A 14,460-nucleotide genomic window follows, 5' to 3' on the forward strand; every position below is an offset into this window, starting at 1 on the left:
GTTATCGACCAAATGCATACCTTTATGTAAATTTTAAAACCATTGGTCATGAAAAAGTCTAAGCTTAATGAACGGATTATCATGGAATTGGAACGCCTAATTTCACAAAGTTGTGCAGAGCGGCGAAGAACAGGTAAGTTTACTCAGTTGCACGTAGCGCTATTAAAAAAGTACTATAATGCCGCTGATGTTTCTATAGACTATCACAGGCACCGAATTAAAATGGATGTCCTTTTGGACGATTCATCCTATAGTCCGGGGAAACCCAATATAAATTTACCCGTTTTACATATCAACTTATTGTTCGATAATCTAAAAGAATTTCTGCGGTCCTGTATTGATAGAGACCGAAAAAGTATTGGTTTTTATGCACAGCTATTAAAGGCATTTGGGAAAAAAGAAGAAATCTATTCCTTGGTATAAATACCATGAATAAATTCAAATTAAAAGGGCGCCAATGGGCGTCCTTTTTCATTTACCAGTAATTAAAGCTTTCCTTAACAAGTTCATTCGGAATATTTTAATAGTTTAGCGCACCAAAAAAAATCAAAACGTAATGAAAAAATTAGTTGTTGCGCTTGTGCTGACTTTAGGATTCTATGGAACGGCGCAAACCAAAAGTGAGCTCTTAAAGCACTATGAGGAGTTTTATGATCAAATGAGATTACAAGGAGATGTAGACGGTGTTATCAACGCTATTACCCATTTAAATGTGCTCTCTCCATCCAAGGAACGTATGGATACCCTTGCCTATATCTATGCTAATGACAATCAACACCTCCAGGCATTGAATACCATTGGTATCGAAAAAGTAGATTCAGATTCAGATTTGGCCGTGCAAGTAAAGGCAATCTCCCTGAAAGCCTTAAACCAACCGAAAAGGGCCTTGGAGCAATTTGAAATCCTATACCAAAGAAATCCGAACGCCTATTTGGCCTATGAATTGTCCGATTTAAAGATTCAACTTGGAGATAATGCTGGGGCCCTTACACATATAGAATATGGAATCGCCAATTCCAAAGAGGATATGCGCTATGCTTTCTATGAACGCCAACAACCCTATGAGGTTCCTTTAAAAGCAGCATTTCTGCACCTTAAAGGTTTGGTTCAGTTCAATACGGATAAAGAAAACATAGATGCAGCCATCGCAACTATTGACCAGGCCTTGGCCATTGACCCTAACTTTAATCTCGCCAGTCTAAGTAAACAAGCACTCACGGCAAGAAAACAGGCTCCAGCAGAAGAGCAAAAACAATAGGAAAAAATTAGTAGTACATAAGAAGCGGGCAATACCCGCTTCTTTAGTTTTTAGTCATTTGCTCCGGAAGCGTATTATCGGTAGCTTATTTAATGCGAATAAGTTCAGCAACATGGTCATTGGGTACGGTAATGGAAAGTATATAATGGGCAATTTTCCATGTACCATCGACATTTTCCAACACCCCGGAACCCCTGCAGATTTTCATTTGGGTATCCAGTAACTCATCAAACCAAAATAGGTATCAAGATTGGCATCTCCGGCGGCCTTGTGCCACGCCTCCAAGGCTTGGTTTATTACTTTTTTACTATCCTACCCCGTCACTATAGAAGTGATGCTGACCAAAAGGATAAAACTAAGTATCTTCATTTTCTATTAATTCAGTGGGCAGCGTGTTGTTCACCGTAACGTTAAATTGTTCCCGTAATGCATTATAGGCAGTAATCATTTCCTTAATGGAATTTTCCGGGTCCTGTCTATATTCCAAATCACCCTTGGTCTTAAGAATGTAGGTCTTTACCACTTTTTGTCTACCCTTTATTTGGGGAATGTCGAATTCCTCCGGATACACTGCTTTTTCTAGAAGTTTCTGCTTTTCCACCAAATCGTCGATGACCAAAACGAGGTCTTCCCTATAATCGATTGTGTATATCCGTTCAAAGCTTTTATCAAAAGAATAGAATTCCTTCCAGGTGTCTAAAATCACCCTTGCTTTCGTGTTTACGGGTACTACTTTGGGCAACTCGTTCGCCATGGCCTCAAAATTTGATACCTCGCCAGTCGCTGCCTCGGAAACTCTTTCCTTACAAGAACCCAAAATCATTAGAAGTACAAGAAAATACAGGAATTTTGGCATGGAACGAATGTACAAATTTTAAGAAAAGGTATCTTTACCGGAATCGCTATTTAACTTCTTTTTTGATGGAAAAATACATTTTGATTATTGGTGCATGCGGACAAATAGGAACGGAACTGACCCTGACCTTAAGAGAACGTTTTGGGAATGAACATGTTGTTGCCAGTGATATCCGCGAGGGAAGTGAAAGTTTAATGAATTCCGGACCGTTTGAAATCTTGGATGCTACCAATTACGATGCCTTGGAGGAAGTCTTAGCTTATTATGAAATCAGTGAGGTTTACCTGATGGCCGCGATGCTCAGTGCAACCGCCGAAAAATTTCCCATGCGTGCCTGGAACCTCAACATGAACTCGCTCTTTAATGTTTTGAACCTTGCAAAGGAGAAAAAAATCGATACGATTTTTTGGCCATCGAGTATTGCCGTTTTTGGTCCCAACACACCCAAGGAAAATACACCGCAAAATACCATCATGGAGCCCAGTACGGTATACGGTATCAGTAAACAATCCGGAGAACGCTGGTGTGAATACTATTATAATAAGTTTGGTGTGGATGTACGAAGCATTCGTTACCCGGGTCTCATTAGTTGGAAAACGATGCCCGGTGGCGGTACTACGGATTATGCCGTAGAGATTTACCACAAAGCTTTAAATCAAGGTTCTTATACTTGTTTTCTAAAAGAGGACACTTCATTGCCCATGATGTTCATGGATGATGCCATTAAGGCCACCCTTCAGCTTATGGAGGCCGAATCTGAAAGTATTAAAGTCCGTTCGGCGTATAACTTATCTTCCATGAGTTTTAATCCAAGTGAGATTGCAAAAAGCATACAAAACCATATTCCTGATTTTAAAATAGCCTATGACCCGGATTTTAGACAAGCCATTGCGGATTCCTGGCCGAGTAGTATCGATGATTCCGAAGCACAAAAAGATTGGAATTGGAAACCTGAATTTGACCTTGATCGAACCACGGAGACCATGTTGGAAAATTTAAAATCCTAGGAAGACCTTACAACATGGTACCCCCTGAGGCTTCAATACGCTGTCCATTGATCCAGCGGGCATCATCGGTACACAAAAATGCGACCAATCCTCCAATGTCCTCGGGTTCCCCTACCCTTCCCAGAGCCGTTACGCTGGATACCATTTTTCGTTTCTGTTCATTTGTTTTGTTCTCCCCGTTACCAAAATCCGTAGCTACCGCACCAGGTGCTACCACATTGGCACGAATCTTACGATCTCCCAACTCCTTGGCCAAATAGCGGGTAAAGACCTCTACCCCACCTTTCATGGACGCATAGGCCGAGGACTTGGGAAAGGTAAATCGTGCCAAACCAGAGGAAATATTAACAATACCCCCACCATCATTCAAGTATTTTAACGCCTTTTGGGTCAAAAAATACACCCCTTTTAAGTGTATGTTCATCATCTCGTCAAAATCCGCTTCTGTGGTATCCACAAAAGGTTTATAAATGCCTGTTCCAGCATTGTTTACCAGAAAGTCGAAGCGCTCGCTCCCCATGGTTTCTTTTAGCCCTTTTCCAAGGCTTTCATAAAAAGTATTAAAACTGGAAACTTGGCTAGTATCTAGCTGTATCGGGAAAGCGTTTACTCCAAGATTTTTAAGCTCCGAAACCACCTCCTCGGCAGCCTTTTTGTTAGAGTGATAGGTAATGACAACATCCAGACCTTTTTTTGCAATTTGTAAGGCCATATCGCGACCAAGACCCCTACTTCCTCCAGTGATTACTACTATTTTCTTTGTGCTCATAGGTTTTGTTTTATTATTTATACAAAGTTCGAAAAGATAGATTCAAAAAACGTATCCGTATTCAAGGATTATGGAGCCAAATCCAATTTTCGCTCTAAAACAGGATTAAACATTATCCCCATCACCTAAATCATCCGGCTCTATATGGATCAGTACATGCTCCAAATTGGGTATCTCCGCTTTGAGGTGATCTTGTAACCGATGTGCAATGTCATGCCCGTCCCGTACAGAAATATCGGCCTTCACCATGGCATGCAAATCGATATGGTACTTCATACCGGCCTTACGGATGTAACACTTTTCCGTTCCTTCTATGCCGGCTACCTTCATGGATTCCATCCTAATCGTATCCAAGATATCATCATAGCGATGTTCGTCCATAATTTCCCCCAAAGCCGGCCTAAATATAAGATAGCTGTTATAGAGAATAAAGCCCGATGCCAGTAAGGCCGCCCAATCATCTGCCGTTTCGTAGCCCTTGCCAAAAATTAGGGCGATGGAAATACCAATAAACGCCATGACCGAGGTAATGGCATCACTACGATGGTGCCAGGCATCTGCCCTAAGCGAGGAACTATGGGTCTGCTTGCTTTTCTTGAGTACAATTCTATAGGAAACCTCTTTCCACAGAATAATAACCCCCAGTACGATCAGGGTCCAAGGCTTGGGCACCTTATGGGGCGTACGGATGTTCCCAATACTTTCATAAGCGATTACCGTAGCGGAGGTGACCAAAAAAGCGACGACCAAAAAGGTGACCAAAGGTTCAATTTTCCCGTGACCATAAGGGTGGTTCTCGTCCGCCGGTCTTTTGGCATAGGTAAGTCCGAACAATACCAAAAAGGAGGAAAATATGTCCGTGGTGGACTCAATGGCATCGGCAATGAGGGCATAGGAGTTGCCAAAAAAACCTGCCAACCCTTTTACCATGGCCAAACAAGTGTTTCCTATGATACTGAAATAGGTGGTTCGTATGGCGCTTTGTTCGTTGGACATATTGCTTTGGATGCATCCTTGGACTTTAGCAAAAGTACCACCTTCCCCCCTTTTATGGGCCGCTTTATCTTAATAGTTTTATGAGTTTAGGATTACTTTAGGTACTTATCTTCAAAGTCACCCACTTTACGTTCCAGGTAATCGGGTGCCTTTAATCGAATGCCCAAAAAAAGGTGGTAAAAAACGCGTGTATCGTGATTTCGAACGGTCGTGTTTTCTTGCCTGTATTGGGTACCTGAAAGCGTCGCGTACAGCCCCGAATAAAACCGATCCCCATTATAGCCAATCCCAGCCTTCCCATCCCAACGGAACAATAAATTATCCTGATTGCTGATGACATCAGCTGTGTTTAGACGTGTGGTAAGTTTGGTATGTAAATAACCTATTTGGGCCTGTCCGCCCAATGAGACATAATACTTTTTATTTGCTACAAAAGTATAGGCATAGCCAGGACCTATACTCGTCTCCCAATTGTTAGATTTTTGGGTACCCGGCGTTTCCGAAGTATCGTCCACGATATAATAGCGCAAATTGAACACCGGAATAAAACTACCGGCACTCTTTAACTGTCGCTCTGTTTGTGAGGTAAGACTTTTAAATGAAAAACGGCTGTTATTGTAGTATCCCGAGGTCAGAGAAAAACCAGTGTAACGTAAATCCGGAAACTGAATATAGGGGTCTCCAGGCCCGCGGACCGCAAAATCATCGGTGTTATCCAGATAATACCCTTTTACCCTATTATAAGACACCTCAAAAAAACTATGTTTAAAGATAAGGGTTGTCCCCAGACCAAAACTTTTGGTCTCCCCTTTTAGGTCCTCGTCTCCATTGCCCGGTATAAAGTTAGGTGCCATGGAAAAACCCACAGAAAGAAATCTGTAATTGAGATTATACCTCAAGTTTGTGGCCGCATTGGGGTGAATGACGGTTCTTTGGTTGGGCGTTCGCACCTCAAAAACCTCGTAGGCATTGTTTAGTGAGAGGTCCATAGCAATCTTATCACTCATTTTTTCTATCCAACCGTCCTGTATTATCGAAGTCGAATCTTGGGTTTGGGCCATGGATGTGAAGAAAAAAAATAAAAAGGACAACTGTATAAAGTTGACTTTTGTGTTATTACAAAAGCAAATAGCACCTCTTTTCATAACTTCAAGATATGCTATTCCTAAGCTATTTCAAAACTCTTGTAACTAACCCCTAAAAATCCAATCAAAAAATAGCATGTCTAGACAATAAGAGTCATTTCAAAGACAATTATTATATTCCTCCACAACTTTTTTTATATCCTCCTTATTGTAGGATTTGCTTTCCAATTTGGCAACCAGTTTGGAACAGTCTGAAAAGTAATCCATAGCTCTTTTTTTAAATGAACGGGAAAGTCTGGCCGTAATCATGGGGCTCGCCAGTTCTTCTCCTTCCCTGATTACATAAAACTCATTAAAATTATTAAAAGAATAAACTTGGAAACCTCCTGCCGGTCCCGAAGCAGAAGTTACACTAACACTTCTGGCGTATAGCGTGGCTTTACCGCTGGTAATTACTTGAAAAAGTCCTTTTTTGTTGTCTGAAATTGGAATGTATTCAAAATAAGCAATTTCCGAGTCGGACCTTCTAAAGATGACACTCTTAACCTGAGTCTCATCAAACTTGTTTATTTTAGACTTCCTTTTCTTTCGGTATTTAACTTTTTCCTTACCGTTAAATGCAATTAGATTTTTGGAAATCATCGGTAGTTTAATTTGGCCAACAAGAATTTCACCATTTTTTAGGACTAATTGCCCATTGGTCCAGCTATACTGGCCATAGCTCAATGAAGCTGATAAAAACAAAAATAATAAGAACTTATACTTCATAATTTAAGGCTCACACGAATTCAAAGGCACTTTAATTGGTTAAATAATATTCAACATCCACCAGTTCCAAAACCTCAATACGCCCTAAATCAAGTGAACTTTCCAAATCCAACATGTATGTACAGCTACCATTGGCGTCTAATTGGTCACAAGGGGCGGTTACATATTGGTCGTAGGATGTTTTTTGGGTCAGACCATCAACGTTGATTGTCAACATTGGAAAACCCTTTACAGCAACATTATTATTGTTATTTAGCACAATCTCAAACTGAAAACGGGCCGTGTTGCTTTCCTCATCTTCCGTATAGTTCCATTCCACCACATCGTATATAAAATTCTCCAACAACGGAGGTTCAATTTCTTGAATAGGTTGTGCATCTGGAAAATCACATGGAACCTCTATTTTCTCATCATAGGTATATGATTGAGACCCGACGCTATACGAATAGGGGACACTTATTATTTTTGTACAATCTTCATCCTTAGAACAATTCGAAAGAAAAACGATTAAAAAAAGTAGTGGGAGAAGTCGATGCATGAAGTAGGTTTATAAAAATAGAACGCCTATTACATTGGTTTATTTCACCGCTTTTTCATAGCTTTCCAAACAAGCATCCAAAGGATTTCCCTGGGTATGGATGCATTCACAGAACTGATATCCCGCTTCTTGGTTGGGTGCATCCGCAAATTGTTTTTTACAATCCTTAAGCGAATTCCTGGGCATGACTTCATGGCCAAACTCAGCATAGGCAACGGTAGCCACTAGGGTCAAGAGTACAAAACCGGCGAACAGGTATGGAAACTTCCAACTGTATTTTTCCGGCTTGCGAACAATCCCCAAGTCCGAAAAGTGGTTTAGAGGCAACACATAACGCACTCGATCATAGTTCCATACCAATAAAAAAAGACAGGCCAACACCATGAGTGGGGAGGTCACATACGACCCCTCAAAGCGAACGGCATAGGAGAGCAACCAAATATTCACGATAATAGGGAAGTATAATAGGGCTCCTAAGGTCACCGTTCTGGGAATAAGCAATAGAATTGCGGCAAGGATTTGGGCAACTCCAATGAATGTATAATAATAGCCTGTTAGGTGCAGGGCTTCCAAATAGGCTCCCATAGGGTGCATTACAGCTAGGCCACTGGCAAAACGTTCCCCAATGATCTTTACCCAACCCGCCACCAAAAAGGCAAAGGCCAAACTGACCCTGCAAAAAAGGGAAAACAGCCAATACCAGCGGTTTTGTTTTATCGTGACATAAAAGGCTTCAAATTGTGCCAACATGGGTTACTTGGTTTTCGTCCCTAAGTTACTGAAACAAAAAATAGTTATGTGCGTAGTAATGAATACAACATAGCTGAACCTTTTTTAAGAAAATTGTTTAACGTGCTATGGCCAAATGGTCTTAAAAGTCTCACAAACCACGAGCATATCCTCAGAAAAAGTTTCTGGGCCATCCTCGAAGGTACTTTCAAAAAATACCTGATGCGCCTTTTTCCATTTTGGAAGAGGTTCCTCCTCCGTTCCCATGTCCATAGCAGCGTAAGCTTCTGAAATTTGTTTAAAGGGAACGGTGTCTACTTGCACAATCTCAATAATGGCCTGTGCCGTACCGTCAAAATTGGTGATGATGCTTTTGGTGCCTACACCAGGCAAATCCGCCCCTGCATCCTCATACCACTTGTAAAGCCCGGATGACGCCCTCTTTTTCCTGTTTATAACCAGTTGTGCCAACCGATCGGCGTCTTTTTGATTATCGTGAAAAAACCAGGATTCTGGCATCCCTTCGCTTTTTACTTCTGGATGGGCTTGGCCATAGTCCTCCCACATGGCGTATACCGTAGGGTCAATTTCGGTTTCCTTGGGGGCTTCCGCTTTGGGCTCGCTTTTGCAGCTTGCCAAAAGGAGTAGTAAGATAAAAGGGAGGTGTTTCATTTTTTAATAATTGACCATTTAACCAAGTGGTGTATTGAAATAAAAAGACTTGTTTTTTAACTCAGTTCTTTGTAAGTCAACTTATTTTAATTTTCGCCTTCATCACTTTCAGAATCACTTTCCTTTCTAGACAAAGAAATCATATTTTGATTTATAAAGACTTTTCGGTCTTGCGCAAGTTTATCTATAATCGTATTTATTTCATTATGTGAAAGCTTTTTCTGTGGATAAAGATTGTCCATAAAATGACATACAGTCTCGCGTGTTAAGACTTTAGTTTTAGTTATTAAAGAGATTATGATGGTTTCTGTTTGTTCCTCTTGAGTCTGTGATGAATCACCAGAACTTAAAGATGTTTTAAAAATGCTTGACTGCATAGCCTCATAGTTGCTTTTCATCAATCCAAATGTGTCAGAATAAAATCTGTCAAATAGCCCTTCTATTTTCCTTGTGTTGTTTTCAATTCCTTTTGAGAGCTCAAAAGTTTGCTTATTAGATTTGTCTGACCACCTATAAAATAGTATTGAAAAAACTAGAGATACTATTGCTAATATTATAGATGCAATAGCCACTGTAAAAGATATTGATTCAAAATTTATTTCCATAATATTTTTTATTCGTAAGCATTATTATGAAGCCAGTCAAATCCCCTTTTACTAAATCCCTTTCCAGCCCAAGATTCTCCAAATTTTACAATCAATAATTCATCATTTGAATCAATAAACTCTTTTAAGTGATTTCTAATTTCCTTTGCAGATTTAGGTGATTTTATAATCCAAGTAGAATCCAAATGGTGCCACCAATAACCATAAGATTTGATTTCCTCATATAATTCAGAGTAATCTTGACCTGGAGAATTCAAATCGTAACATACTAAATATAAATTACTAGACATATTTTGATCTTATCTTCATTATGATTTTAAAACGTTTCATCTAATTGTGTTATGGGTTTAAATGTGGCAATCTTTTATTAAAAATTTCACTTATAAATCGTTTAAACAGCATAGTGTTTTTTAAACATATTCCTTTTTCTTTAAGTATTCCATCAATTTTATAAGTTCTGCAAAAGCAATTTTTGTCAAACTGTTCATTTGTTCCGTTTCCTTTTTAATTTCTTCGCGTGAATAAATGTCAGGATTGTCTTTAAGAGGAATTAGCCAATCTCCTCTCCCATAAACACGTTTTGAACTGTAATCTGTAAATTCTTCAAGAGCCAGTATGAATTTACTAAGTAAATTATTTACTTCTTTATTTGAAGTTTTGTAACCGATTAGTTTTGCTTTTTCTTGAAATTAAAGAATTCTGTAAATATCTTCTCTTTGATAACCATTCCAAGCATCTTGTCTTACAATATCTTCATGAAATTTATCAATATTTAATGTGTTTAAAAGCTCCTTTATAATTTTTTTGTCTGATTTTTTAGGTTTTTCTTCTAGTTCTTTTACTCTCTTCGTTAAGGTTATAATTTCATAAACCAAAATCCCCAACAAGATTACAAGAGAAGTAATTATTGAATTTTTCCAATTCTGAAAGATGATTGGAAGTTCAAAGTAATTAGTCAGATAAGTTAAGATGATTGGTATAATAAAAACACTCAAATACCATTTATCTAAAATTTTTCTCATGATTTGATCTACATAATGGATAACAAAAATATATGCGTACTAGTACACCTATTGTCTATTTTAGGGGAAGTGACTTAAAAATCCTACAAATTATTGATTGGTGGAAATAAAGTTTTGGGTATACAGAGTTTTTAGGCCTCGCCTGCCCTTTGACTTCGCTCAGGACAAGCTGCTCAAAGCGACAGTGAGAACACGTTGGGCATACCAAAGTGCATCAACCAAAAAACCTTCCTAAATCCCTACCAATCTACTTCTACGGTCTGTCCTTGTTGTAAGGTGATTTCCTTTTGTTTGCCGTCGTAGATAATTGTAGGGTTTCCGGCTACCGTTGCGGTAATCACCGTTTTTTTTAATTGGGTATTTTCCCATTCCAGCGCCACCTCATACCCTCCCCTGGCCTTGATACCTGTTATGGAGCCGGATTCCCAGGTATCGGGCAACGCGGGCAAAAGGAAAATTGTATCGTCCCGGGATTGCATCAACATTTCAATGACCGCTGCAGAACCCCCAAAGTTGCCATCTATCTGAAATGGCGGGTGGGCATCCAACAGGTTGGGATAGGTGCCCCCGCCCCTACGCGAACCCTTCATGTCATCCGGATCTACATAGTTGAGCAACTCTCGATACATTTTATAAGCACGGTTGCCGTCCCATAAACGGGCCCAAAGATTGATACGCCATCCTTTGGACCATCCCGTAGTATCGTCTCCCTTTATTTCCAACGTGGTTCGGCTCGCCTGGGCCAATTCCGGGGTTTCCTCCATCGTGATATGGTGCCCGGGATACAGCCCAAAAAGATGCGACTGATGCCGATGTTTTGGGTCCTCATCTTCCCAATCGTAATACCATTCCTGAAGGTTCCCTTTTTTCCCGATTTGATACGGGTATAGTTGTTCATGGACGGTCTTTACCCTTTCCCTGAATTCGGTATCTCGATCCAAAATTTCGGAGGCCTTAATAAAGTCCTCAAAAAGTTCCCTGATCATGGCCAAATCTGAAGTAGCACCGTACAAGGTTGCCCCATGATAGCCATCCGGAGTAATAAAGATATTCTCGGGCGATGTGCTAGGTGAGGTAATATAATTGCCCTGTTGGTCCTTGACCAACCAATCCAGGCAAAAATCAACGGCACCTTTCATTAAAGGGTAGGCTTTTTGGGCCAAATAATTTTTATCCTGGGTAAAGGCATAATGCTCCCAAAGATGGGTAGACAGCCAAACCCCGCCCATGTTCCAATTGGCCCAAGTAGGACCTCCAGCGTTTTCGCCCACAGGATTGCTCATGGCCCAAATGTCCGAATTGTGACCCACGACCCAACCCTCTGTATCATAATAGGTTTTTGCCGTTTCCCTACCCGTTATCGCCACGTTGCCAATAAATCCTAATAAAGGTTGATGCAATTCGGAGAGATTGGCGGTTTCCGCCATCCAATAATTTTCCTCCACATTGATATTTACCGTGTAGTTACTGCTCCACGGCGGTCTCATGTATGGATTCCATATCCCTTGCAGGTTGGCTGGAACACCAGGAGTTCTGGACGAGGAAATCAACAGATACCGACCAAAATTAAAATACAGTTCCTCCAAACTTTTATCCTCTGCCCCATCGGTATATTGCAACAAACGTTGATCGGTGGGCAACGTTGCTTTCTCGGATGCTTCAAGGGTCAATTCCACCCGATCGAACAATTCGCCATAGTCGGTCAAATGGTTCTTTTGTAACGTGTCATAGGGTTTTTCCATGGCCTTTTCCAAGCGCTCTTTGGCAAGGGCTTCGTTATTCCGGCCTTCCGTTACTGGGTTTTTGTCAAAACCATTGAAACTGGTCGCAATCGAAATATAGATTACCGCTTCGGTGGCATTGGAGAGAGTCAGTTTTGAATCGGTCGTAGTTACTTCCCCGTCACTACTTTGTATTTGAAATAAGGAAGTGAACCGAGTTCCCCGATTTTCATCGAACTGTACCGGTTCCGGTTTGTCGTTGATATAGTTGGGTTCTACGTTGTAGGGCGCATATCCATTGACCATCAATTTATCCCCTTCGATTTCGGTCTTAAACTGGAGTAAACTTTGAAAACCAAGACTACAATTGATGGCCTTCTTTTGGTCCGATGTCAACCGAATGACCATAATCCGGTCCGGATGGGAAACAAAATACTCCCGCGTAAAATGAACACCATTATTTGTATAGGTCGTTTTGGCCATGGCCCTGCCAAGATCCAGTTCCCGATAATACTCCGTCGATTCCCCGGAATGCCCAAAATCAATTTCCAAAGTACCCAAAGGCATATAGGATTGGGAATAGGGGCCTTGGAGTGTGCTCTGCAGGGAATCGGCCAATTGATAATTTTCTTCAACCAGCGCCTTGCGTATTTCGGCAACGGCTTTGTATGCATCCGGATTCGGATTGGGTGCAACCGGTTCGCCCGACCATAAAGTGGCCTCGTTTAGGTATATTTTTTCTTTGGCAATCCCGCCGAATAGGGCCGCACCCATGGTCCCATTGCCCAATACCAAGGTTTCCTCAAAATATTGGGCAGGTTTGTCATACCACAAGATTTTATCCGCCTGGGCGGATAGTTTTGAAGGAATCCAACAACAGATGATACAAATGAACAGTATTTTTTTCATTGGTTGATATTAATGCCAAACTTTGGTGTACTGGATAAAGATAAAGTTAAAAAATAGCATCAAGCGACCTTAGGGATATCTGGAACTTCCATTATATGGAAAAGCCACCACCAAATTGGCAGCGGCTTTTATAAAATATTTGCGTTTTACATGCTTAGCTGAACTTCAGCTTGCGTTCAATGGCCCGGATCATTTCATTGGCGATGTCTTTACCGGTCGCATTTTCTATCCCTTCCAGACCCGGTGAAGAGTTTACCTCCAATAACAATGGCCCTTTATTGGAGCGGATGATATCTACTCCTGCTACGGCCAAATTCAAGGCTTTGGAAGCTTTTAAGGCCAGTTTCTTTTCCTCTTGGGTAATCTTTATCATCGATGCCTTTCCGCCTTGGTGAATATTGGCCCTGAATTCGCCTTTTTCGGCTTGGCGCTGCATACTGGCAACCACCTTGCCGTTTACTACAAAACAACGAATATCCTGCCCATTGGCCTCCTTAATGAACTCCTGGACCAAGATATTGGTATTTACACTCTTAAAGGCATTGATCACACTCTCCGCAGCTTTATTGGTCTCCGCCAATACCACACCTTTTCCTTGGGTACTTTCCAATAATTTAATGATCAAGGGTGCCCCGTTGACCATCTTGATCAAATCCTTGGTATCCATGGGCGACTTGGCAAAACCGGTAATGGGAATATGAATATCGTTTTTGGAAAACAGTTGTGACGCAAAAAGTTTATCGCGCGATTGGGTAATGGATTCCGCCGAATTTTGGCAATACACCCCCAAATTATTAAACTGCCTGATCACCGCGCAGCCATAAAAGGTTACCGCCGGTTTTATTCGGGGAATCACGGCATCAAAATCCTTTAATATATTTCCGCCACGGTACCGTATTTCAGGAGAATGGGCATCCAATTTCATATAGGCCTGTTCCACGTTCAAGAACACAATTTCATGCCCTCGGGCCTCCGCAGCTTCCATTAAACGCATGTTGCTGTATAGCTTTGGATTACTGGCCAGTAACCCAATTTTAAGTCCGGTCTTTTCCTTAAAGTAGGGTTTGTACCTAGCACTAATCTCGTCTTCTGTGAACTCCTGTATTTGATTGTTCACGGCAGGGTTCACGATATAACGGTCGGTCAAGGCTTCCCTACCCAAGAGCATTCGAAACTCCATAGTATCCCTATTGGCCAAGGTAAGTTCAATATCAAAAGTATCCTCGCCTAAGGTAACCGGGGTCTTGACCACCAAACGCTCCTCGGAAATACCGCTGGAACTTTTTACCATTCTACGATCTACCAAACGGGCCTCACAAGGAATGGTAATACTACGGTTTTCCTGTAGGGGCGTAACCTCAAATTTTACCCATTCCTGATTGTTTTTAGTAATTACTTTTAAGCTGGTCGCTTGAATGGATGAGGTTTTGGCCCCGGAATCTACCCTAGCCTTTATGGCCGGGACACCCAAGCTTTTAAATACACACCATTCTTCACTTCCTATAATCTTTAAATCTTCCAAATC

At 41.0% G+C, this 14,460-nt stretch carries 16 protein-coding genes and 1 pseudogene; 3 read left to right on the top strand and 14 right to left on the bottom strand.

The genetic code is table 11. The annotated features are described in order from the left end of the window. Positions 1–48 precede the first annotated feature (48 nt). Positions 49–423: a hypothetical protein gene (locus tag PP182_RS03200; protein WP_272649879.1), complete on the top strand. Its 375-nt coding sequence runs from the start codon at positions 49–51 to the stop codon at positions 421–423. Positions 424–556: 133 nt separating this feature from the next. Next, positions 557–1,258, top strand: coding sequence for a hypothetical protein (locus tag PP182_RS03205; protein ID WP_272649880.1), 702 nt, complete (start codon positions 557–559; stop codon positions 1,256–1,258). An 85-nt stretch (positions 1,259–1,343) separates the two neighbouring features. Here PP182_RS03205 and PP182_RS21015 read toward each other — a convergent pair. Together PP182_RS21015 and PP182_RS03215 are read right to left on the bottom strand one after the other, a co-directional pair. Beyond that, positions 1,344–1,493, bottom strand: a pseudogene (locus PP182_RS21015) (nuclear transport factor 2 family protein); the annotation flags it as partial. Positions 1,494–1,613: 120 nt separating this feature from the next. Next, positions 1,614–2,114 (bottom strand): hypothetical protein, encoded by a 501-nt coding sequence (locus PP182_RS03215; RefSeq protein WP_272649881.1) that lies wholly within the window; start codon positions 2,112–2,114, stop codon positions 1,614–1,616. A 65-nt stretch (positions 2,115–2,179) separates the two neighbouring features. Between PP182_RS03215 and PP182_RS03220 the strand changes: the two genes are divergently transcribed. Continuing rightward, positions 2,180–3,121, top strand: coding sequence for an NAD-dependent epimerase/dehydratase family protein (locus tag PP182_RS03220; protein WP_272649882.1), 942 nt, complete (start codon positions 2,180–2,182; stop codon positions 3,119–3,121). A gap of 7 nt (positions 3,122–3,128) precedes the next feature. On the opposite strand, the gene PP182_RS03225 is transcribed toward PP182_RS03220, so the two are convergent. From PP182_RS03225 to rimK, 12 genes are all read right to left on the bottom strand, one after another. Beyond that, positions 3,129–3,890 (bottom strand): SDR family oxidoreductase, encoded by a 762-nt coding sequence (locus tag PP182_RS03225; RefSeq protein ID WP_272649883.1) that lies wholly within the window; start codon positions 3,888–3,890, stop codon positions 3,129–3,131. A 105-nt stretch (positions 3,891–3,995) separates the two neighbouring features. Beyond that, complete coding sequence (locus PP182_RS03230) at positions 3,996–4,886, bottom strand: cation diffusion facilitator family transporter (RefSeq protein WP_272649884.1); 891 nt, start codon at positions 4,884–4,886, stop codon at positions 3,996–3,998. Between the two features lie 92 nt (positions 4,887–4,978). After that, positions 4,979–6,031, bottom strand: coding sequence for a DUF4421 family protein (locus PP182_RS03235; RefSeq protein WP_272649885.1), 1,053 nt, complete (start codon positions 6,029–6,031; stop codon positions 4,979–4,981). A 99-nt stretch (positions 6,032–6,130) separates the two neighbouring features. After that, positions 6,131–6,739 carry a hypothetical protein gene (locus tag PP182_RS03240; protein ID WP_272649886.1) on the bottom strand — a complete coding sequence of 203 codons (609 nt, stop codon included), beginning with the start codon at positions 6,737–6,739 and terminating at the stop codon, positions 6,131–6,133. Positions 6,740–6,770: 31 nt separating this feature from the next. Next, positions 6,771–7,277, bottom strand: a complete 507-nt coding sequence (locus tag PP182_RS03245) for a hypothetical protein (protein ID WP_272649887.1) — start codon at positions 7,275–7,277, stop codon at positions 6,771–6,773. Between the two features lie 39 nt (positions 7,278–7,316). Further along, positions 7,317–8,027 (bottom strand): DoxX family protein, encoded by a 711-nt coding sequence (locus PP182_RS03250; RefSeq protein WP_272649888.1) that lies wholly within the window; start codon positions 8,025–8,027, stop codon positions 7,317–7,319. 105 nt (positions 8,028–8,132) lie between these two features. Next, positions 8,133–8,678 (bottom strand): ASCH domain-containing protein, encoded by a 546-nt coding sequence (locus PP182_RS03255; protein WP_272649889.1) that lies wholly within the window; start codon positions 8,676–8,678, stop codon positions 8,133–8,135. An 86-nt stretch (positions 8,679–8,764) separates the two neighbouring features. Next, positions 8,765–9,283, bottom strand: a complete 519-nt coding sequence (locus tag PP182_RS03260; protein ID WP_272649890.1) for a hypothetical protein — start codon at positions 9,281–9,283, stop codon at positions 8,765–8,767. An 8-nt stretch (positions 9,284–9,291) separates the two neighbouring features. Then, positions 9,292–9,573 (bottom strand): hypothetical protein, encoded by a 282-nt coding sequence (locus PP182_RS03265; protein ID WP_272649891.1) that lies wholly within the window; start codon positions 9,571–9,573, stop codon positions 9,292–9,294. 399 nt (positions 9,574–9,972) lie between these two features. Then, positions 9,973–10,305, bottom strand: a complete 333-nt coding sequence (locus PP182_RS03270; RefSeq protein ID WP_272649892.1) for a hypothetical protein — start codon at positions 10,303–10,305, stop codon at positions 9,973–9,975. A 239-nt stretch (positions 10,306–10,544) separates the two neighbouring features. Beyond that, the gene (locus PP182_RS03275) at positions 10,545–12,935 is read right to left on the bottom strand and encodes a glycoside hydrolase family 95 protein (RefSeq protein ID WP_272649893.1); all 2,391 of its coding nucleotides are present in this window, start codon (positions 12,933–12,935) and stop codon (positions 10,545–10,547) included. 154 nt (positions 12,936–13,089) lie between these two features. Next, positions 13,090–14,457, bottom strand: coding sequence for a 30S ribosomal protein S6--L-glutamate ligase (gene rimK, locus PP182_RS03280; protein ID WP_272649894.1), 1,368 nt, complete (start codon positions 14,455–14,457; stop codon positions 13,090–13,092). Positions 14,458–14,460: the final 3 nt, after the last annotated feature.

It is taken from the genome of Maribacter sp. PR1 (genome assembly GCF_028464145.1).
In the GTDB taxonomy this organism is placed as follows: domain Bacteria; phylum Bacteroidota; class Bacteroidia; order Flavobacteriales; family Flavobacteriaceae; genus Maribacter.